We start from the raw sequence: 19,009 nt of genomic DNA, 5'->3' as shown, positions 1-19,009 counted from the left end.
CTAGCCCTCTATATGGCTCTCTAGTGGGGAAGCTAGAGAGCCATATAGAGCTCAATCATGCTGCCCTAGGAAAATCTAGGGTTCTCTAGTGTCCAGCCGATATCGGCAGAGATTCCGGCAGAGTTTCGGTCTTCACCGGCTGCCCGTCAGAGCCGACCATGGCGACCCGCACCGCCGGGTGCCGCCCGCTCAGATAGATCGCGAAGACCACGTCGACGGGGTCGCCCGCGTGGCTGTTGCCCGGATAGACGAAGAACCGCCAGCACAGCTCCCGCCAGCTGTCGACCGGATCCTTGCTCGACAGCACTCCCTCGTGCGAGCGCCAGACCGCGCTCGACCGCAGGCGCCCGAGCGCGGAGGCCGGGTCGAGGCGGCGCTGCTCGCAGGGTGCCCGGTAGCGGAGCCTGGCGACCGTCTCCTCGATCTCCGGCGAGAGCGCGGCGAGCACCAGCAGCCCCGCTAGCGTGGCCGGCGCGTGCGCCCACGTCAGGTCCGCCATCGCCACCCAGCCGGGGATCTCGGGCGTCCAGACCAGTCCCAGGGACATGGCCGTCAGCACCATGGTGCGCCCCAGCGACCGCCGTCCCACCGGGAGCGCGCTCACCTCGCCGAAGCAGCCACAGCCCACGTCCGGGCGACGGCGCCGCAGTTCCCACAGGACGTAGGTGGAGACGGCGAAGAACCCGCAGATTCCCCACCGGAAGAGCGGATGACCGGTCAGCAGCAGCCCGCTCACCAGGAACAGCTCTCCGAGCGCGCAGCCCAGCATCGTGGGCGCGCGCCAGCGCTCGGGCACCAGCACGGCCGGTCCCAGCCTGCTCAGCATGCCCGGTTCGGCCTCGCGCGCGACCGTCCAGATCTTCGCGATCGTACCCGCGGCCAGCAGCAGGAACACGACCGGCAACTGCGCGGCGGCGATCGTCGTCAGCATCTGTGTCACCCCATTCCAAGCCGGGCGTTGAAGCACCCGGTGGTCAGGTCTCCGCCGAGTTCCACGAAGGAGCTCGGGGACAGTTCCAGGATCCGGCCACGCGGCGAGGTGCCACACTCCAGGCACCGGTCGCAGAACCGGCCGGCCAGACAGCCGCACGCCACGATCGGCAGGACCGAGGTGCGCCCGGCGCACACGTTGCGCACGTTGAGCATCGACCCCAGCGCCAGGTAGGGCAGGCCTGCGCAGGACACCCCGGTGTCGTCGCACGCCGTGTCGGCCCGCTCCAGCATGGGGTAGGCCACCCCCTGCTCCCCGCAGTCGAAGGTGTCCGACCAGGTGGCCGTGCCCGAGATCCGCGACTGCACGCCGACGTAGCCCGGGGGCGGTGGCGGCACGGCCGTCCACCGGTAGGGCGGCTGCGAGGTCGCGGGCAGCCGCGCCAGTGCCGTGCCGTCCTCACGGACCCCGATGGCGTCGAACAGGTAACCGGGTTCGAACTGCGGGTGCCTGACCCGCAGCCGCCCGGAGGACCGGTAGGGGATGACGATCGTGCGCCGCCCGCGGTGCGGCCCGCAGTACAGCTCCACGGTGTGGTCCTTGCCCTCGGAACCGATCGACTGGATCACTCCGGTGATCCTGGTGATGTCCGCCCAGATCCGGTCCGCGACCCGGCCGGCCCGCAGCGCCTTGATGATCACATTGGACCCCGGGGAGAGGTTGGCGGGGCTGACGGCCTCCCCGCGCCAGGCGGTCGCCCACGGCGCGATGACGAGCCGCTCCTCGTCGCCGTCCGGGGTGTCGATGACGATCAGGTGCGGGCTGACATCGAGGATCGTGCCGCTGACCGCCTGGAAGAGCTCACCTTCCGCGGGGAGGGGACCCGGTTCCTGAACGGTCCGGCCAAGCGCGGCGGCCGCCAGCGTACGGCGGCGATCGGCGCTGCGATAGGGCATCGTCGCTCCCCAGTTCTGCAAGGTGTCGCAGCCAGCGTCACACGCTTCACGGAATCCCGCTGTCCGCTCCACCAATAATCACGGCAGGTGTCCAACCGGGTACTAAAGTTCCCCTCCCCGGTAGAACGCATTGGTGTCCGCCCGATGACAAACCGCTATCTAAGGCTTCTTGTAGGCTCCATCGCCCATCGAAGCTGATCTTTACCGTTGACGGGATGAAATATAGATTTCGGTTCAGCCGCAGTATGGGATCTGGCTGCGATTCTGGCCACCATACGCACCTGGAGCACAGGCTGGTGATCGCGGTGGCCGGCGGGACCGACGAGGAGTTCCGCGAGTACGTCGTTGCTCGCGGCCCGGCGCTGCTGCGTGCCGCCCACCGGCTCACCGGGCACCCGAGCGACGCCGAGGACCTGTTGCAGGCGGCGCTGGTGAAGACCTACCTCGCCTGGGACCGCATCCAGGACCGTAGCGCCCTGGACGGCTACGTGCGCCGGGCGATGGTCAACATCAACATCTCCTGGTGGCGGCGGCGCAAGCTGGAGGAGTATCCGTCGAGCGAACTCCCCGAGCCGGTCGTCGCGAGCGCCCAGCACCTGCCCGAGCGCGTCGAGCAGGCCCTCGACCGATTGCCCACCCGAATGCGGACCGCCGTCGTCCTGCGCTACTACGAGGACATGACCGAGCCGGAGATCGCCAAGGCCCTGGGCATCAGCGTCGGGACGGTCAAGAGCACGGTCTCCCGGGGGATGGCCAAGCTCCGGGGCGACCTCACCTCCGAACCGCGGCATCTGGAACCGCAGATCTGAGGCGGCCGGCACGCCCCTCGCCCGTCACCGTCTCCTCGCCGGTTCGTCCTGTGAACCTTCACCGGCGCACCTTGTACGGGAATCCCCGCCGGTTCGCCCGTACGGAATCTCTGCCGGTCGCCCACGGGTCTCGTAAGGACTCGCGCACCCGGCGGGGGACTCGCACGGAACCCGTGTGGAACTCGCGGGACTTCGTATCGGATGGGCGCGTCACTCGGACGAGACGAGCGTGGTCTCCTCCGCTTCCGGCCGGAGGCCTTCCGCTCCCGCGGTGGCGCACGGTCGTACGGCGTCGCGAATGGTCCGCAGGGTGTCGAGGAAGGTGTCGAGCTGCGCGGGAGGGAGAAGCCCGGTGAACCAGGTGTCGATGTCGATCAGGTGTTGCGGGAGGACGCCGCCGAGCCGGTCGGCGCCGGCCTCGGTGATGGCCGCGTAGGAGGCCCGCCGGTCGCTGGAGCACGCCTGTCTCGTGACCAGGCCCTCGCGCTCCAGCCGGTCGACGACCCGGGTCGTCCCGCTCGTGGACAACCCCGTCTGCGCCGCCAGGTCGCTCATGCGCAGCCGCCGCTGTGGCGAGCGCGCCAGCCTGATCAACGTCTCGAAGTCGATCTCTGAGAGCTTCGCGGCGACGAAGGACTCATGCGTCTTCGCTGAGATGCCGGCGTAGACCTCGGCGAGAAGGCCCATCGCCGTCAGCCGGGAGTCGTCGAAGTGGTTCACGCTCCCCACCCTACCCGACAGTAGTTGACGAGAGGAATATTCCTCGTGTAGAAATCTGTTGACGCAAGCATCCACTCAGTAAGCATCTCTTCGGGAGCAGAAAAATGACCACTCGGACCTGGGAGAACCTTCAGATCCCCGCCCCGGGCACCTACGCTCTGGACGTCGCCCACACCCAGATCGGCTTCGTCGTCAAGCACATGATGGTGAGCAAGGTTCGCGGTCAGTTCAACGAGTTCGCCGGCACCGTCACCATCGCCGAGAACCCCCTGGACTCCTCCGCGCAGCTCTCGATCAAGGCGGCGAGCATCACCACCGGCGCTCCCGACCGTGACAACCACCTGCGCAGCGACGACTTCCTCTCCGTCGACAAGTTCCCGGAGCTGACCTTCCGCAGCACCCGCGTCCTCGGCCACTCCGGTGACGAGTTCACCCTCGTCGGCGACCTCACCATCCGCGACGTCACCAAGCAGGTCGAGCTCACCGTCGAGTACGGCGGCGCCGGCACCAACCCGTGGGGCCAGGACGTCTGGGGCTTCTCGATCAAGACCGAGATCGACCGCGAGGAGTTCGGCCTGACCTGGAACCAGGCGCTGGAGACCGGCGGCGTCCTGGTCGGTAAGAAGATCAAGATTGAGATCGAGGGCGAGGCCAACCCGGCCGCCTGATCTCCGTGACCACCCGAGGTCTCTCCCGTCCCGACAGGCGGTGGGAGGCCTCAATGGTGTTCACTTGTTGAGATGTAGCGTCTCGCGAACTGGGAATCCACAGGATTTTCACCGCGTTCAGCTGCGGACTCCTCAGTTTGTCCACAGGGGCGGGGAGAGTTATCCACTACTTGTGGATAACTCTCCCCCAACTCTTGCCCGAGACGCGATCGTCAACCGCTTTGCCGCCTTGCCTGATGGCCGGTACGCTGTGCTGAGCCGAACGGCAACCAGGAGGCTTCGCCTAGTCAGGTCTATGGCGCCGCACTGCTAATGCGGTTTGGGTTTACCGCCCATCCGGGGTTCAAATCCCCGAGCCTCCGCAGGTCAGAGGCCCTCTCCCGAGTCTTGGGAGAGGGCCTTTTTGATCTCTAGGGGCGTCATGGTTGCAGTTCGAGTTGCAGTTGGGCGCCGACCCGGGATGCGGCGACACGGAGGAGCAAGATCGACCATGCCGCCGCATCCGCCTATCGGGCCTCCCCGGAGAGCAACGCCCTCCATATATCGCTGGCCTGCCGGATCGGCCATCGATAGGTCTCGTGTACTTCCGGACTGCCTTCCAGCTGGAGTGTGCGCCGGATGAAGCCCTGTCCTCCGGCCTGGCACAACTCGTACAAGGTGGCCCGGCACCGGCAGGTCCAGCTGATCACCCGCAGGCGTGCGGTCCCTCTGTCAGGGGTCAGCCAGACCAGTCGTGTGTGACCAGGCTGCGGCGTGGAGACGTGAGGACTCAGGCAGCCCGTCAGCTCGATCACTGCGGAGCACACCCGTTCAGGCCGGGAACCGGAACCGGCCCCCGCTCGCGAAGCTCGACGCAACGATTGGCGACCCGGCGAGCGGCTGTCACCGGATCGCTCACAGGGCAGAAGGCGTAGCGCCGAAGGCGAGCCCGTCCCGCCTCCTGTCCGGCCCACCAGCGGAACACCTGGCCGTCGGTCCATACGACCAGTCCGAACCAGACCGACACCAGCGCCAGCCCGTACCCGTCGTGAACATCCGAGGCGATGTTCAACGCGGCCAGCTCATCGCGCAGCCGCCGCGCCGCCCGTACCGGGGTGATCGCTTTCTGTCGGCTGATGGCCGGAATCTCATCTCCGCTCATCACGCCGCCTCCAGCGGAACTCGACAGCGGCACGACTTCGGTGGATTCACCACGACCGTGGCGGGCCCCACGACCCTCATCGTCGGCTCACTCATGGATCAAGGGTCGCCACCTGGCCTTACGCGCCCCATCCTGAGCCGCAATACTCCGGCTGAATAACCGATATCCCTTGACGGGATAACCCTCGGTGACAAGCGTTGGATATCCGGAAGCCGAGTCGCGAAAGAGGGGAGGCGCACATGCCCGCAGATGCGACTGAACCCGTCGTTATCCCGCCGGAGTTATGGCGGCGCCCGGGAACGCTGGCAGCTCTCCGCGACCGCGATATCGGACAGCTCTTCCGGCTGATCCGTCAGCACACCGGCTTCAGCCAGACCCGCATCGGCATCGCGGTCAATCTCAGCCAGGGCAAGATCAGCGAGATCATGAAAGGAGCCGTTCAGGTCACCTCATTCGACGTGATCGAGCGCATCGCCGACGGCCTGGACATGCCCGACCCCGCCCGGCTGGCTCTCGGGCTGGCACCGCGAGGCCTTCCCGCAGCCATCTCACAACCTCAGTACACGCCGACCTCACCACCGTCCGATCAGCCGGCGTCGAGAGCGGGCCTGCCGACTCGATACCTGACTAGCCTGACCAGCGCATCCAGCCACTCCGTCATCTCCGGACTCCGGCACGTCCTCACCGGCCACATTCAAGCCGAGGCCATCATGGGACCGCTCCTTTTGATCAGCGCTGTTCAAGGCCAGGTGCCCGTAGTAGGGCAGCTCTGTCAGGTGACCCGAGGAGCCGACCGCGTCGAAGCCCTGAACTTCGCCAGCGAACTGCTGGAATTCTGCGGGTGGCTCCACCAGGACCTGGGCGATTTCCTCCATGCCACGATGTGGACCAACAAGGCCCTGGACTACGCGATGGAGGTGGGCGACCAGCGCGTCATCTCCTACATCCTCATGCGCAAAAGCATCATCGCCACCGAGTCCGGCGACCACGGCCACGGCCTTGGGCTGGCGAACACGGCCCTGGCCAACTCCGCTGCCCTCACACCTCGACTCAGAGCGGTCATCCTCAGAACCCGTGCGACAGCGAACGCTCACCTCGGAGAGGCAACGGACTCCGACCGCGATTCGGAGATGGCCCTCGTCGAAGCCACTGCGGGGATGGCGCAGAGCGAGAGCGACCGTGCTCCGTACTGCACTCCCGCCTACATCGCCATGGAGATCGGCGCGACCCGCGTCCTGCTGGGCCAGGCCACTGCGGCCATCCCGATATTCGAGGCCAGCCGCTCCCAGTGGCCCGAATCCAGCCAAGCCCGCGATCACGTTCTGTTCCTGACGCGTATGGCGACCGCCTACGCCATCGCGGGTGAACGAGAGCACGCCTGCGCGGTGACCGAAGACGCCCTCTCCCGCATGCAGGCCCTTCGCTCCAGTCGCGTCACCGCTCAGCTCACAGCACTACGCGCTCACCTGGCCCGATGGACGGCAGACCGCTCCGTGGCAGACTTGCTTACCAGGCTCGACATCCTCTCGGAGTGCTTCTCCCTGCCAGCACCCCAGCCACAAGGAGACCGGTGACCACCTTGCTGCCCACCGCGACCAGCACCCAGGAACGAGACCGCAACGCCCAGGTCGCGATCCTCCCCGTCGGCAGCTTCGAACAGCACGGTGACCACCTGCCCCTCAGCACCGACACCATCGTGGCTACCTTGATAGCCCGCCGGATCGCCGACGCTCACCCCGTCCTGCTGCTCCCGCCCGTGACGATCTCCTGCTCACACGAGCACAGCGCCTGGCCGGGAACCGTCAGCATCTCCGCGCGGACCCTGCACGCGATCATCACTGACGTCTACGCCTCCGTCACCCGCTCCGGCCCCACCGCCCTGGTCGTCGTCAACGGCCACGGCGGCAACTACGTGCTGAGCAACGTCGTCCAGGAGGCCAACGCCGAAGGCCGCCGTATGGCGCTGTTTCCTTCACGCGAGGGCTGGAATGAGGCCCGAGCCGCCGCTCACCTCACCAGCTCTATGCATGAGGACATGCACGCCGGAGAGCTGGAAACCTCCCTCCTGCTGCACGCCTGTCCCGAGGTGATCCGCCCCGGCTACCACTCCGCCGACTGGATCGCCGACGACCGCCGCCATCTCCTGACCAAGGGCATGCAGGCTTACACGGACAGCGGGGTCATCGGCCGCCCATCCCTGGCCACTGCCGAAAAAGGCAAAGCTCTCCTCGACAGCCTCACCACCGGCTTCAGCGACGTGCTCGACATTTTCACGAAGTCCTGAGCAACAGCACACCAGCCGATCACGATCTGAGTCACTGCCGAATTGTTCTCATGGGGTATCAAGCGGCGGCGCGCCGCGCCGCCGTACCCGGCCCTCTGCCGCCCGCCGACCGGGCGTGCGGCGTGGGCGCCGGTCCCGGCCGGCGGCGCCCCGGGCCGTCCACCGACCCGCGCACCCGCCGTACCCAACCCACTCGCCGACCTCAGCGACGCGCCGCCACACATAGGTCAAGCGCCCCTGTTTGCGTGCCAAGGCTCGCTGGGAGGGGTCATGACGCCCCCCGGACGTGAGTGACGCGGTCTGGCTCTCCGAGCCCTCGGGTGTCGATCCAGCCCCGGCCGGTGAAATGTCCGGCGGCCAGCAGGCGATCCTGCTGACCAGGCGGCGCGAGCTCGCGGTTATACATTTGCGATAACCCCTCCCTGGTGTCGGGGAAAAGGTAGCGAGACGCGTAGACCTGCCCAGCGTGTAACCATTCGTAGCGCACAACGGGACGTCTGATGATGGCCTCAAACCAGCCTGCCGCCTGCTCTGCCAGCTCTTCGGGAGAACCCGATGCTTCCATCGCCAGGCTGGTAGGTACCTCAGGCAAAGTGAAGTCCTGATTGTGGAGTCTGTCGCCACGAAGATGATGGCCGTCCAGATGCACGCCAACAGTCAGAAGGGCAAAGTTCTCCTGAGGTGCATCGATATTAAGGCACGCGACGAATGGATAGTCGCGCTCGGGTGGCACTAAGCGACTGTCGACCGGATCTGCCGCCCATGTCAGTGCACGTGCCCGTAACGCAATGACAAAGGCGTGTTGAGCCTCGTCCAGCTCTTCGTCACATTCGAACCAGTCATACTCATACTCGCCCACGACGATCACCGTAGGTCACAACCCTCCGAATGAGCCATCTCAGGGCCTGAAAAAAGCGGGTGAACCCCTGCCCTCCGGCGGGGGACTCGGCTCCGGGATGATCGACGTTGTGCCACGAAGACCGTAGGTGGTTGAGGTGGAAGCCGGATCTTCCCGTCTGCCACGTCCCAGGCAAGCCCAACATCTCGACTCCTCCGGATCAAGGCCGTCTGTGACCGTTGGCGTCCCATGGCCGAGGAACGCCTACCGGCCGACGTACACGCGAAGACGGCCTTGATCCTCCGTCCCCGAGCTGTTGCCCCTCCGGGGTGGGACGAGGCAGACGGGAAGATCCGGCGGGCGGGGTGTGTGCGTCCGCACGGGGTTCTCAGGCCGTGCCACTCGCGTGCCAGTACGGCCGGGGAACAGAGGGGAATCACGGGGACTCACGGATTGGGGAAGACCTCTCTCACCTGCATCGCAGCAGTTCGAGGAGCCGTGTACCGAAATCTTCCAAACTGGTGATGTGCCGCTACAACTGAACTTGCTCTCATGTCGGCTGTGTCTATTATGGAAATGAACCCAAGACCTTCAAGCGCAGCGCCTGGACTGACATGCTGTAGGCATGATCGAGAAGCAGTCCGCGCCACCCCACCAGTACCAGAAGAAAGCTTCGCGGTTCAAGACGTTCATCGTGTGCTCCATCACTGCAAGCTTGGTGCTCATCGGCGGCCTGTTCTTGCTTAATCGTGACGATTCTCAGCGGACAGACATGTCCACCGTGCTCAACCAGCTCCGTTCGGGCAAGGTCTCGGCCGCCAAGATCATCGAGGCTGAGCGGAGAATCGAGATCACCACGATGGACAAGAAGCACTTTCACTCTTATTGGAGCGAGGTCGGCGATCAAGGCTCAGAGCTTGCCGACGAGCTCAATAAGGCCGAGCTTCCGGACGGTTACATAGTCGTGGTTCCCAAGCGCTGGGGGTGGTTCTCGCCGTAGGGTGCCGCCGGGTACCGTTGCACTTCGGGTTGCAATACAGGAGCGTTCAGAACCGTTCAGGATGGACCGCACAGGCCCCCTGACCTGCATTGAACCGCCTGGAATAGCCCGGGGTCGATCTTTTAATCCGCAGGATCATGATTCGAGATGCGCGACGTTCGAGGCTCTCTACTGCAACGAGTACTGCAACAGCCCCTCACAACAGCTCACGATCACACCCGTCCATCACCATCCGAGGGCGGGTCAGGAGCCTCTGATCACGGCCGGGATGGTCCTGATAAGGAAGCGGTCGCCGAGAATAGGGCCACTCTATTCGCGTGCCAGTAAGGCCGGGGAACAGTAGGGGAATTACGGGGACTGACGGTCACCCGAGCTGTATACCTCCAGGTCAACCGCAGGGTTGGCCGCCTTCATGGCCGAGCAGAAGCGATCTTGGCCCGGGCCGCCGGATCACGTCTGCCGTGGATCAGCAGGCGATAGGCGATCCAGGCAGCCCAGAAGACGAACGCAAGCAGGCTGATCTCGTTGAGTCCGGTGAGAACTGTGATGAGAGCATCCGATGGGCCAGCGTCGCCCCATACGGTGCCCGTGTAGAGAAGGATGCTCAGAAGGAGCCAGGAGCCGGTCATCAGGATGGCTAATGCGGCGATCTTAGAATGACGCCAGGTCATGCCGCCGATGACGACGAACCAGACGCCCATGCTGTCAGAGACCATCGCTCTCGGCGACCAGGAGTCGATATAGACAACCGAGCCATAGAGCTGTAGACAGACGAGGGCGGCTACCGGCCAAAGTGCTCCTGACGCGAGAACACATCGCTGCCAACGCGCAGGGGGGCGGAGGATGCGCAGGAGCGCAGGAGTGATCAGGATAAGGGAACTAAAGTACGTGATCTCGTCGATGTAACCCCAGAAGAACAGCAGGAACCTCGCGTTAACAACTGCCGCTGTGGCCGCGCACGCAGCCAGGATGCCGGATACGGTTATCGTTGCGTGTAGTAAAGAACTTCTGGCTGTGATGCTGCTCTCGATGCTAGGTATGTCGGACACGAAGTGATCATGATGGTCGCCTAGTCGGGAGTCAACTCACAGTCATGCCGTAGTGCGTGCGCGCTGAGTTCATCAAGCTGGGCTTGACTCGGTTTGATGGACATCTGAGATCAGGGGTTCATCCCCGGAAGGATGTCCATCATAGAGAGCATGGGGACGAAGAAGCGTCGTCCTCGCCGCTCGTTCACACCGGAGTTCACAGCTGAGATCGTCGAGTTGTGCCAACGGGGCGACCGCTCGGTCGGCCAGGTGGCCCAGAACTTCGACCTGGAGGAACATCCGCCGGTGAACGGCACCCGAAGACGGGCTTGCCCCTCCGCCGCCAGCCCGCTGCTGCTTCGTAGTGGGTCGAGGCAGACGGGATGATCAGGCAGGCGGAGGTATGCGCGGCGCGCAGCTCGAACCCTGCGCGGGTTGCAGTTTGGGTTGCAGTTCACCGCCGTGCAGCCCCGTTCAAAACGGACCGGCTGCGCCTGTTGGTCCAGGTTGAACCGATCAGGACGACCAAGACCCGAGCTGCTAATGCGGTTTGGGTTTACCGCCCATCCGGGGTTCAAATCCCCGAGCCTCCGCAGATCAGAGGCCCTCTCCCGGGATACGGGGAGAGGGCCTTTTTGATCTCTAAGAGCGTCATGGTTGCAGTCCTAGTTGCAACGAGGGCTCAGGACTCTCCCCAGAGTGCCGAGGCCAGGCGCTCGCCGGCGTCGCGCATGAGCGGTGTGGACACATGTGCATGACGCTCGGTCGTGGTCACCCTCGTGTGGCCCAGGACCTCCCGAACGACCCGGATGTTCAGCTCCGCTTTGGCCCCGTCGGCACTCCGTTTCCCTGGGAGCCAAGGTGGGAGCCGAAGGGCCGTATGGCCTGGCACCGAGTCGGATGGATGTGAACAGGGTGCTGCTCGTGTGCGATCCGCGCGGCGAATCGGTCTGGACGCCCTCGGAGACCATTTGGGGGACCTGCGGATCCCATGTCGGAGGGACGGCCCGGTTGTGGTTCTAGTCCGGCCGCGTCGACCGGTCGATTCGGTACACGTAGTGGGCGCGGTCGTCGATCGGGTTGTCCGGCTCCAGGTCGCCTTCCGCGACTCGGCCTAGCCCGGCCTTCTCCAGTGCTCTCCAGGACGCGCGGTTGGCCGCTGACACGGGAACCAGAACGCAGGTGGCGGTCGGGACCTCCACCCAGGTTCGCTGGATGATGTCGCGGATCATTCTCGGCCCGAGGCCGCGACCGACCTGTTGCGGATCGCCGATCAGATAGTCGATGCTCATCGCGCCCTCGGGAACGGCGACGATGGGCGTCAACTCGGCCACGTACTCGGGGTAGTCGGCCAGCATCATCCGCTGGACCAGGCCGAGCGGCCGGCCGTCGAGGAAGACGAGCAGATCCTCGGACGGCTCCTCTCCCTTGACGGCGGGGCCGAAGTCGCGTGCCACCGCCTCCGCCGAGGTTTCGTGATTCCACCAGCGGGCCACATGCGGCTGCTCCAGCCACTCCCTCAGCAGCGGGAAATCCTGCTTCTTGAGCCGACGCCATGTGATCATTGGGACGCTCCGGGGGTGAGGTGCCGACGGTAGTACCGGGCCTGCCGATCCCTGTGGCCACACGAGGGATGGCACCAGCGGCGACGCGGGTGGCTCTTTACGAAGATCAGCGAGCAGCCGGGGCCTTGGCATCGCCGTACTTTTCCCGCCTCAGGCCCGGTCAGCAACTCGATGCAGCAGGTGGCGATCCGGCCGAGCACCGCGGTACTGCCTGTGGTGGTGTCGCGCCACCGCGAAACCGGTCCCCCGGTACCGGCCCAATCCAGCCGCAGACGTGTCGGCGCCGCCGCCGCGAAGCCGTTGACCCGTTCGACGGACACCGCGTCGGGCGTTCGCTCGTCGATGGCCGCGGAAAGCAGGGAGTGCACACAGTCGCGCAGCATCCGGACGCGCTCGGCGTCACGTCCCATCGCGGCTGGAGCCGTCACCCCGTGCTCCACGGAAACCAATGCGAACCACTCGTTGATCCATTGAACAGTCCGCAGGAAGTCGATCTGTTCGTCCCCGCTGCCGTAGAGCGTGTTGGCCAGCTCCACCGCGAGAGGTTCCGTCCCGAGAATCGGGAACTCCGGACCAGGCATGAGACTGACGGTAGCATTTCCATCTATCCGTCAGCATCCCAATATCCGCAGGAATCTCGGCGCCCACTCAGAAGGCACGGCGGCAGCTCCGGCGCGACCGTGACCAGCCTGCTGCCGCGCGGCTTCGGCACATGGAATTGTCAGAGCCTGGTTGCAATTCAGCTCTACGCAACCCTGTTCGGGAAGACCGGTGAGCCCGGCAGGCCAACCTGCTCTACGCGCGGGAGCGCGATCGAGGCGAAGAGCGACGAATCTGGGCACGGGTCAGCCTTGGTCTGTCCCTTCTTGATCGAGCTGTGCCGCCCGCCTATCGGTACGACCGAGGGAGGAGCGATGCCTCCGCGCGGACCCTGCACCCGATCGTCACCGACGTCTGCGCTTCCGTTACCGCTTCAGCCCTACGGCCCTGGCATGCGGCCTGGGGGCCGGTCCCAACCGGCGGAGACCCGGGCCGTCCACCAACCCGCGCACCTGCCGTACCCAACCCAGCGCACCCGCGTACCCAGCCCACTCGCCGACCCCGGCGCCGGGCCGCCCTCAGATCTCCCGCCACCCTGGTTTCACGCGTCAAGATCATCCGGCACACTGACTTGCATGACAACCGCCCCCCAAATCCTGAGGCCAGAAACTCTCGCCGCGAGACGTCACCGTTTCGCGGCTTCCCTTATCGACGGCCTGATCTGTTTCATAGCAGTCTCACCGGTCTACCTGCTGCTTGAAGATGTCGAGGTGCCTGAAGAATCGATCCTCGTCAGTTATCTCAACCCCTACGCGGGAAATCCCAACTGGCCGATCGAAGTCGCGATCACCGTCCTTCTCGCCACCTACTTCTGGGTACAGCACGCGCTATGGGGTCAGACGCTTGGTAAGCGACTCTGCCGCTTGAAGGTGGTGTCCAGCGCAACCGGAGAACCGCCGAGCCTCCGTCATGCGGGAATCCGCGCTCTTGTTTACCCTATTATGATGTCAGTGCCGTATTTTGGGATTCTGCTCAACCTGGTCGATATGTTGTGGATATTCGGCGACCCGAAGCGTCGATGCCTACATGACGTGATTGCCAAAACCGTAGTGGTCGACCTTAGCGGCCATAACAGGAAAGGGCTCGGAGGATCCGGCTTCCTGTTCGGCCTGGGCATCGTCATCGCCCTCTTCGCCGCCCTCGTGCTCATCTCCGTGCTGGTGGCCTTGTAGTCGACTATGTCGACAGAAGACGCAACCTCCGGCAGGGCAGCTCCGGGATGATCGTCAGGAGCAAGAGCCGGGTTCGTAGGTGGCCGGGTGCCGGATCCTCCTGTCGCCTTCATCCCAGGACGAGCCGAGCAGACCGGGGCCAGGGCGCCAAGGTCGTTCGTCCGTGGGGCGCTCCACCTTGGCGCCCTGGCCCCGGCCCGCTTCCCGGAGGGCGGGACGACGGCGACGGGGAGATCCAGCGGACGAGGTGTGCGTCCCACGGGGTTCTCAGGCCGTGCCCTCCGTGTTCCGGTAAGCAGGGGAACAAGGGGGAATCACGGGGACTCACGGACAGGGGAAGACCGCCTCTGACCAGTGCCGCAGCTCACAGGGTCGCGTGCCGAGATCTTCCGAACTGGTGAGCAGTAACCGTGTGACAGCTGATTCGTAAACTACGGAGATGATCGAGTTAGGGTCGCGAGAGCGTACGCAGCCGCCGCCCCCTCACGTCGTGTGGGAGAGCTTGGCCGACCCTCGGCGGCGTGGTGGACGGCAATGGCTGGACCTGCGCCCCGATGAGGTCGAGCCACGCATCCTTCGGGCGGTGGAGCCGGAACTCGTGATCTGGTCGTCGTTGTGGCCGGAAAGGCCTAATGATGAGATCCGGTTCGACATCCGGCCGGCTGAGAGCAGTTGCTCACTGCGCTGGACGTTGTCGACACCTGGGGAGGCTCCGGAACAGGCTGTGATCGACGCCCTGCGTCACCGGCTGAACTTCCTGATCAATGCCCAGCTCCGGTTCTCCTTCGGGCAGTGAGGGTTCTCAGCGGGCGCGTACTGCAACAGAGGCACACGACGGCTCACGTCCACACCCGTCCAGCGCCGCTCAGGACTGGCCTTCCCTTTGGGTTTCCCCCATGGCGTTGAGGCCGGCCCTGAGAGAAGGCCGGGTCGTGGCAAGCAAGGGGCGCCGGTTTGATCCGAAGTTTCGGGCGGGCGCGGTGCGCATCGTCAAGGAGACCGGCAAGCCCGTCGCGCAGGTCGCTCGGGACCTGGGAATCAACCCTTGCACGCTGAACGACCGGATGCGCATGGACCGGCTCGCCGCGCATCTCCCGTGACCCGCGCGTGGCCTTGCCGGGTCCGACAGCGGACGAGCCCGGTCGAGCGTGGTGGCTCGACCGGGCTCGTCAGGTGGGAACGGATCAGGCGAGGTCGAACCGGTCGAGTTCCATGACCTTCGTCCAGGCCGCGACGAAGTCGGTCACGAACCTCTCGGAGGCGTCCTGGCTGGCGTAGACCTCCGCGAGGGCTCGCAGCTGGGAGTTGGAGCCGAAGACGAGGTCGACCGCGGTGGCGGTCCACTTCACCTCATCGGTGTTCACGTCGCGGATCTCGTACACGTGCTCCTCGGACTCCGACGCCTTCCACCGGGTGCCCGGGGAGAGCAGGTTGGCGAAGAAGTCGTTGGTGAGCACGCCGGGCCGGTCGGTGAGGACGCCGTGCCGGGTACCGCCGACGTTGGCTCCGAGAGAGCGCAGGCCGCCGACGAGGACGGTCATCTGGGGCGGGGTCAGGTTGAGCATGTAGGCACGGTCGACGAGCAGCACCTCCGGCGGGGTCTTCTCGCCGGAGGACAGGTAGTTGCGGAACCCGTCGGCGCGGGGCTCGAGGACCCGGAAGGACTCGACGTCGGTCTGCTCCTGGGTGGCGTCGGTGCGGCCCGGGCGGAACGGTACCGTCACCGTCACGCCGGCCTCGCGTGCCGCCTTCTCGACGGCGGCCGAGCCGGCCAGCACGATCAGGTCGGCAAGCGAGATCTTCGCGCCGCCGGCCTCGTTGAACTCACGCTGGATGCCCTCGAGGGTGTCCAGGACCGTCGCGAGCTGCTCGGGCTGGTTGACCTCCCAGCTCCGCTGCGGCTCCAGACGGAGCCTGGCGCCGTTGGCGCCGCCGCGCTTGTCGGTGGACCGGAAACTCGCGGCGGAGGCCCAGGCGGTGGAGACCAGCTGGGCGGTCGTGAGGCCGGACTCCAGGACCTTGGCCTTCAGGGAGGCGATGTCGCCGTCACCCACCAGTTCGTGGTCGACGGCCGGCACCGGGTCCTGCCACAGCTGGGGCTCGGCGACCCACGGTCCGAGGAAGCGGCTGACCGGACCCATGTCGCGGTGCAGCAGCTTGTACCAGGCCTTGGCGAAGGCCAGCGCGAACTCGTCGGGGTGCTCCAGGAAGCGGCGGGAGATCTTCTCGTACGCCGGGTCGACGCGCAGCGACAGGTCGGTCGTGAGCATCGTCGGCCTGTGCTTCTTCGACGGGTCGTGGGCGTCGGGGATGATCGCCTCGGCGTCCTTCGCGACCCACTGCTTCGCGCCACCGGGGCTCGTGGTGAGCTCCCACTCGTAGCCGAAGAGGATCTCGAAGAAACGGTTGCTCCACTGTGTCGGCACGTCGGTCCACGTCACCTCGAGACCGCTGGTGATCGTGTCCTTGCCCTTGCCGCTGCCGTAGGTGCTCAGCCAGCCCAGCCCCTGCGACTCCAGCGGCGCGCCCTCGGGCTCCGGCCCCACGTGGTCGTCCGCGATCCCGGCGCCGTGGGTCTTGCCGAACGTGTGGCCGCCGGCGATGAGAGCGACGGTCTCCTCGTCGTTCATCGCCATTCGCCCGAAGGTCTCGCGGATGAAGTGCGCCGCCGCGGCCGGGTCCGCGTTGCCGCGGGGACCCTCCGGGTTGACGTAGATGAGACCCATCTCGGTCGCGCCGACGTTCGGTGACATCTCGTTTTCGGTGACGTAACGCGTGTCGCCGAGCCAGGCGTCCTCCGGACCCCAGAAGATCTCCTCCGGCTCCCAGATGTCCTCGCGGCCGAAACCGAAGCCGAAGGTCTTGAACCCCATGGACTCCAGGGCGACGTTGCCGGCGAGCACGAGCAGGTCGGCCCACGAGATCTTCTGGCCGTACTTCTGCTTGACCGGCCACAGCAGCCGGCGGGCCTTGTCGAGGTTGGCGTTGTCGGGCCAGCTGTTGAGCGGGGCGAAACGCTGGGAGCCGTCGCCGGCTCCGCCGCGACCGTCGTGGATGCGGTAGGTGCCCGCGGCGTGCCAGCTCATCCGGATCATCAGGCCGCCGTAGTGGCCGAAGTCGGCCGGCCACCAGTCCTGCGAGGTGGTGAGCACCTCGGTGATGTCCTGCTTGAGTGCCTCGACGTCGAGCTGCTCGAGCTCCTTGGCGTAGCTGAAGTCCCCGGCCAGCGGGTTGCTCCTGGAGGAGTGCGCGCGCAATGGCGAGAGGTCGAGCTGGTTGGGCCACCAGTCCCGGTTCGTGTGCGGACGACCGCCGGTCTTCGGAGTCGGCGAGTCGATGGCCGGGTTCTCGCTCTCGCTGCCACGCGCGGTCACGGAGTCGTGCGCGATCGGACAGCCGCCTGCCTCACCCCCGCTCTTCGTGTCGTTGACGATCGCGTCGTGGTTCTCGGTCATGGAAATCCTTCCGGATCAGCTGGCGGTGGAACAGTTGAGGCACACGCCCCAGTAAATGATCTCGGCCTCGTCGATCACGAAGCCGTGATCGTTGGACGCGGTCAGGCAGGGCGCCTCACCGATCGCACAGTCGACGTCGGCGACGACACCGCACGATCGGCACACGATGTGGTGGTGATTGTCGCCGACCCGCCCTTCGAACAGGGCGGGACTGCCCGGCGGTTCTATACGGCGGACGAGCCCCGCGGTGGTGAGCGCGTGGAGGCCTTCGTACACGGCTTGCAGGGAGACCTGGCCGATACGGTCACGCACTCCCGAGGTGAGCGCCTCGACATCGAGATGGTCACCGGTTCGGACGGTTTCGAGCAGCGCGACACGGGCCGCCGTCACCCGTAGGCCGGCACCTCGCAGCTCCTCGGCGGTGGTCGGGGGCTGGGATGCGGTCATGACTCCAACATACCCCCATGAACATGAACAATTTAAGATATTGACTGATTCAAGTCTTGGTAGGTCCCCTTTGATGTCCTGGAGCACATGCGTGTACGTGTTCATGATCAGCTCGATCCGGCTGTGACCCGGCGCCTCCGTCACGACCTGAGGCGAGGCACCGGAGGTGAGCGGGAACGAGGCGCGGGCATGGCGCAGGTCGTGGGGCCCCGGCCGGTCGAGTCCCGCCCCATTCAGGGGAGCACCGATTCCGGGTGATCGGCTTCCGGGTGATCGGCCCGACCCTCACGGTTGTCCCGCCGCGCCACCGCGGTCTCCTCCAGGTCCATGTCCGCGAATGCCTGGATCAGGAGTCACGCCGCTTTCCGCGGTCCCGCACCGGGCTCCTTGTCGTCCATGATCGTAGGTCCAGGAGGGAGCCGCCACGTTCGCTCATGCCGGGATGAGCGCGATGTGGCAGCCTCGCGGGGCGGCCACATCGCGGAGGAGAGTTCACGGTTGGGCGGTGAGTTCCTCCAATGTCGAACGGACCGGCGTGGCCGGGCGCCGGAGGAGGTTCTCGAGCTCCGGTCCGGTGGTGGAGAACTCCCCACGGCGCGTGGCGTGGAACATGCCGAGCAGCATGTTCGCCTGGTCCGCGGGCACACCGTGGCCGATCATCGTGGCCGTCCACGCCGCGTCGTCGGCGACGACGCGGCGGATGGTGCGCCCGGTGAGTTCGGTGACGATGCCTGCGATGTCCGCGAGGTCGAGCGCGTCCGGTGCGGTCAGTGGCGGGGTCGGACCATCGAACCGGCCCTCGTCGGCGAGGATGATCGCGGCCGCCTCGGCGAGGTCGGCGTGCGCGGTCCAGGAGACGGGTCCGTCGGCCGGTGCGACGAGTTCGCCGGTTTCGAGCGCCCGGCCGAGTAGGTGCCGGACGGTGTCGGCGTAGAACCCGTTCCTCAGTGCTGTGAACGGTGTGCCCGTCTTCGACAGGTAGCGCTCGGTGAGGGCGTGGTCGGGCATCGGCGCGAAGACCGAATCCTCGGCGGCGCCCTGGTGGCTGGTGTAGAGGATGCGCTTGGCGCCGGCATCGCGAGCGGCGTCGATCGCCGCGGTGTGCTGGGCGACCGCTGCCTCGCCCGTCTGGTTGGTCGAGACGATGAGCACCTGCGTCGCGCCCTCGAACGCGTCGGCGAGGGAGCCGGGGTCGGTGAAGTCGCCGCGTCGCACGCGTACCCCGCGTGCGGCCAGGTCGCCGGCGCGGTCACTGTCGCGGACGCTCACGCCGACCCGGTCCGCCGAGACCCGGTCGAGCAGCCGATCAACGATCTGGGAGCCGAGCCGGCCGGTACCGCCGGTAATGATGATCATGATTCACCCTCTCCTGCTAACGATGTAATGATATTTATG

20 protein-coding genes, 1 tRNA gene and 1 pseudogene are annotated in these 19,009 nt (G+C 66.0%); 10 read left to right on the top strand and 12 right to left on the bottom strand.

Translation table 11 applies throughout. From position 1 onward, the window contains the following. Positions 1 to 85: 85 nt before the first annotated feature. Both ACTOQ1_RS21185 and ACTOQ1_RS21180 read right to left on the bottom strand, forming a co-directional pair. Complete coding sequence (locus ACTOQ1_RS21185; RefSeq protein WP_440069562.1) at positions 86 to 931, bottom strand: MauE/DoxX family redox-associated membrane protein; 846 nt, start codon at positions 929 to 931, stop codon at positions 86 to 88. A gap of 5 nt (positions 932 to 936) precedes the next feature. After that, positions 937 to 1,887, bottom strand: a complete 951-nt coding sequence (locus ACTOQ1_RS21180; protein WP_440069560.1) for a hypothetical protein — start codon at positions 1,885 to 1,887, stop codon at positions 937 to 939. A 296-nt stretch (positions 1,888 to 2,183) separates the two neighbouring features. Here ACTOQ1_RS21180 and ACTOQ1_RS21175 point away from each other — a divergent pair, with 296 nt between their 5' ends. Further along, on the top strand, positions 2,184 to 2,696 hold the full coding sequence (locus ACTOQ1_RS21175; RefSeq protein ID WP_440069558.1) for a SigE family RNA polymerase sigma factor: 513 nt from the start codon (positions 2,184 to 2,186) through the stop codon (positions 2,694 to 2,696). 210 nt (positions 2,697 to 2,906) lie between these two features. On the opposite strand, the gene ACTOQ1_RS21170 is transcribed toward ACTOQ1_RS21175, so the two are convergent. Next, entirely contained in the window at positions 2,907 to 3,416 is a 510-nt protein-coding gene (locus ACTOQ1_RS21170; RefSeq protein ID WP_440069556.1) for a MarR family winged helix-turn-helix transcriptional regulator, read from the bottom strand. A gap of 104 nt (positions 3,417 to 3,520) precedes the next feature. Between ACTOQ1_RS21170 and ACTOQ1_RS21165 the strand changes: the two genes are divergently transcribed. Next, complete coding sequence (locus ACTOQ1_RS21165; protein ID WP_440069555.1) at positions 3,521 to 4,084, top strand: YceI family protein; 564 nt, start codon at positions 3,521 to 3,523, stop codon at positions 4,082 to 4,084. Between the two features lie 272 nt (positions 4,085 to 4,356). Further along, positions 4,357 to 4,446: transfer RNA gene (locus ACTOQ1_RS21160), tRNA-Ser, on the top strand. 428 nt (positions 4,447 to 4,874) lie between these two features. Here ACTOQ1_RS21160 and ACTOQ1_RS21155 read toward each other — a convergent pair. Further along, a complete protein-coding gene (locus ACTOQ1_RS21155; RefSeq protein WP_440069553.1) occupies positions 4,875 to 5,225 on the bottom strand; it encodes a hypothetical protein in 351 nt (116 codons plus the stop codon). 239 nt (positions 5,226 to 5,464) lie between these two features. On the opposite strand from ACTOQ1_RS21155, the gene ACTOQ1_RS21150 reads away from it, so the two are divergent. Together ACTOQ1_RS21150 and ACTOQ1_RS21145 are read left to right on the top strand one after the other, a co-directional pair. Continuing rightward, complete coding sequence (locus ACTOQ1_RS21150; RefSeq protein WP_440069552.1) at positions 5,465 to 6,799, top strand: helix-turn-helix domain-containing protein; 1,335 nt, start codon at positions 5,465 to 5,467, stop codon at positions 6,797 to 6,799. Further along, the gene (locus tag ACTOQ1_RS21145) at positions 6,796 to 7,509 is read left to right on the top strand and encodes a creatininase family protein (protein WP_440069550.1); all 714 of its coding nucleotides are present in this window, start codon (positions 6,796 to 6,798) and stop codon (positions 7,507 to 7,509) included. Before ACTOQ1_RS21150 ends, ACTOQ1_RS21145 begins: the two co-directional genes overlap by 4 nt. Before the next feature lie 268 nt (positions 7,510 to 7,777). On the opposite strand, the gene ACTOQ1_RS21140 is transcribed toward ACTOQ1_RS21145, so the two are convergent. Further along, on the bottom strand, positions 7,778 to 8,368 hold the full coding sequence (locus tag ACTOQ1_RS21140) for a hypothetical protein (protein WP_440069548.1): 591 nt from the start codon (positions 8,366 to 8,368) through the stop codon (positions 7,778 to 7,780). Positions 8,369 to 8,972: 604 nt separating this feature from the next. On the opposite strand from ACTOQ1_RS21140, the gene ACTOQ1_RS21135 reads away from it, so the two are divergent. Continuing rightward, on the top strand, positions 8,973 to 9,347 hold the full coding sequence (locus ACTOQ1_RS21135; RefSeq protein WP_440069546.1) for a hypothetical protein: 375 nt from the start codon (positions 8,973 to 8,975) through the stop codon (positions 9,345 to 9,347). A 410-nt stretch (positions 9,348 to 9,757) separates the two neighbouring features. Here the strand turns inward: ACTOQ1_RS21135 and ACTOQ1_RS21130 are convergent, their stop codons facing one another. After that, positions 9,758 to 10,396 (bottom strand): hypothetical protein, encoded by a 639-nt coding sequence (locus tag ACTOQ1_RS21130; protein ID WP_440069544.1) that lies wholly within the window; start codon positions 10,394 to 10,396, stop codon positions 9,758 to 9,760. A 150-nt stretch (positions 10,397 to 10,546) separates the two neighbouring features. Here ACTOQ1_RS21130 and ACTOQ1_RS21125 point away from each other — a divergent pair, with 150 nt between their 5' ends. Next, on the top strand, positions 10,547 to 10,762 hold the full coding sequence (locus ACTOQ1_RS21125) for a transposase (protein WP_440069542.1): 216 nt from the start codon (positions 10,547 to 10,549) through the stop codon (positions 10,760 to 10,762). Positions 10,763 to 11,394: 632 nt separating this feature from the next. On the opposite strand, the gene ACTOQ1_RS21120 is transcribed toward ACTOQ1_RS21125, so the two are convergent. Together ACTOQ1_RS21120 and ACTOQ1_RS21115 are read right to left on the bottom strand one after the other, a co-directional pair. Continuing rightward, entirely contained in the window at positions 11,395 to 11,940 is a 546-nt protein-coding gene (locus ACTOQ1_RS21120) for a GNAT family N-acetyltransferase (protein WP_440069540.1), read from the bottom strand. After that, positions 11,937 to 12,476 (bottom strand): CGNR zinc finger domain-containing protein, encoded by a 540-nt coding sequence (locus tag ACTOQ1_RS21115; RefSeq protein ID WP_440069538.1) that lies wholly within the window; start codon positions 12,474 to 12,476, stop codon positions 11,937 to 11,939. The genes ACTOQ1_RS21120 and ACTOQ1_RS21115 overlap by 4 nt, the downstream gene beginning before the upstream one ends. Positions 12,477 to 13,115: 639 nt before the next feature. On the opposite strand from ACTOQ1_RS21115, the gene ACTOQ1_RS21110 reads away from it, so the two are divergent. The 3 genes from ACTOQ1_RS21110 (at position 13,116) to ACTOQ1_RS21100 (ending at position 14,812) form a co-directional block, all read left to right on the top strand. After that, positions 13,116 to 13,712, top strand: coding sequence for an RDD family protein (locus tag ACTOQ1_RS21110; RefSeq protein WP_440069536.1), 597 nt, complete (start codon positions 13,116 to 13,118; stop codon positions 13,710 to 13,712). Positions 13,713 to 14,151: 439 nt separating this feature from the next. Further along, positions 14,152 to 14,508 (top strand): hypothetical protein, encoded by a 357-nt coding sequence (locus tag ACTOQ1_RS21105; protein ID WP_440069535.1) that lies wholly within the window; start codon positions 14,152 to 14,154, stop codon positions 14,506 to 14,508. Between the two features lie 136 nt (positions 14,509 to 14,644). Then, entirely contained in the window at positions 14,645 to 14,812 is a 168-nt protein-coding gene (locus ACTOQ1_RS21100; RefSeq protein ID WP_440069533.1) for a transposase, read from the top strand. Between the two features lie 84 nt (positions 14,813 to 14,896). On the opposite strand, the gene katG is transcribed toward ACTOQ1_RS21100, so the two are convergent. The 4 genes and pseudogenes from katG to ACTOQ1_RS21080 form a co-directional block, all read right to left on the bottom strand. Continuing rightward, entirely contained in the window at positions 14,897 to 17,167 is a 2,271-nt protein-coding gene (gene katG / locus ACTOQ1_RS21095; protein WP_440069532.1) for a catalase/peroxidase HPI, read from the bottom strand. 15 nt (positions 17,168 to 17,182) lie between these two features. Further along, positions 17,183 to 17,614 (bottom strand): Fur family transcriptional regulator, encoded by a 432-nt coding sequence (locus ACTOQ1_RS21090; RefSeq protein WP_440069530.1) that lies wholly within the window; start codon positions 17,612 to 17,614, stop codon positions 17,183 to 17,185. 93 nt (positions 17,615 to 17,707) lie between these two features. After that, a pseudogene (locus tag ACTOQ1_RS21085) lies at positions 17,708 to 17,851 on the bottom strand (site-specific integrase); the annotation flags it as partial. A gap of 255 nt (positions 17,852 to 18,106) precedes the next feature. Then, on the bottom strand, positions 18,107 to 18,970 hold the full coding sequence (locus ACTOQ1_RS21080; protein ID WP_440069529.1) for an NmrA family NAD(P)-binding protein: 864 nt from the start codon (positions 18,968 to 18,970) through the stop codon (positions 18,107 to 18,109). Between the last annotated feature and the right edge of the window lie 39 nt (positions 18,971 to 19,009).

Source organism: Streptosporangium sp. OZ121, from assembly GCF_051918885.1.
Classification (GTDB): domain Bacteria; phylum Actinomycetota; class Actinomycetes; order Streptosporangiales; family Streptosporangiaceae; genus Streptosporangium.
Note: the sequence above shows the minus strand (reverse complement) of the source record. Positions and strands in the feature narration are given on the sequence as shown.

Excerpts from the sequence above, each read along its gene's own strand:
- ACTOQ1_RS21185 (WP_440069562.1), bottom strand. The coding sequence starts at position 931 with ATGCTGACGACGATCGCCGCCGCGCAGTTGCCGGTCGTGTTCCTGCTG.
- ACTOQ1_RS21180 (WP_440069560.1), bottom strand. The coding sequence starts at position 1,887 with ATGCCCTATCGCAGCGCCGATCGCCGCCGTACGCTGGCGGCCGCCGCG.
- ACTOQ1_RS21165 (WP_440069555.1), top strand. The coding sequence starts at position 3,521 with ATGACCACTCGGACCTGGGAGAACCTTCAGATCCCCGCCCCGGGCACC.
- ACTOQ1_RS21155 (WP_440069553.1), bottom strand. The coding sequence starts at position 5,225 with ATGAGCGGAGATGAGATTCCGGCCATCAGCCGACAGAAAGCGATCACC.
- ACTOQ1_RS21150 (WP_440069552.1), top strand. The coding sequence starts at position 5,465 with ATGCCCGCAGATGCGACTGAACCCGTCGTTATCCCGCCGGAGTTATGG.
- ACTOQ1_RS21135 (WP_440069546.1), top strand. The coding sequence starts at position 8,973 with ATGATCGAGAAGCAGTCCGCGCCACCCCACCAGTACCAGAAGAAAGCT.
- ACTOQ1_RS21125 (WP_440069542.1), top strand. The coding sequence starts at position 10,547 with ATGGGGACGAAGAAGCGTCGTCCTCGCCGCTCGTTCACACCGGAGTTC.
- ACTOQ1_RS21120 (WP_440069540.1), bottom strand. The coding sequence starts at position 11,940 with ATGATCACATGGCGTCGGCTCAAGAAGCAGGATTTCCCGCTGCTGAGG.
- ACTOQ1_RS21110 (WP_440069536.1), top strand. The coding sequence starts at position 13,116 with ATGACAACCGCCCCCCAAATCCTGAGGCCAGAAACTCTCGCCGCGAGA.
- ACTOQ1_RS21105 (WP_440069535.1), top strand. The coding sequence starts at position 14,152 with ATGATCGAGTTAGGGTCGCGAGAGCGTACGCAGCCGCCGCCCCCTCAC.
- katG (WP_440069532.1), bottom strand. The coding sequence starts at position 17,167 with ATGACCGAGAACCACGACGCGATCGTCAACGACACGAAGAGCGGGGGT.
- ACTOQ1_RS21090 (WP_440069530.1), bottom strand. The coding sequence starts at position 17,614 with ATGACCGCATCCCAGCCCCCGACCACCGCCGAGGAGCTGCGAGGTGCC.
- ACTOQ1_RS21080 (WP_440069529.1), bottom strand. The coding sequence starts at position 18,970 with ATGATCATCATTACCGGCGGTACCGGCCGGCTCGGCTCCCAGATCGTT.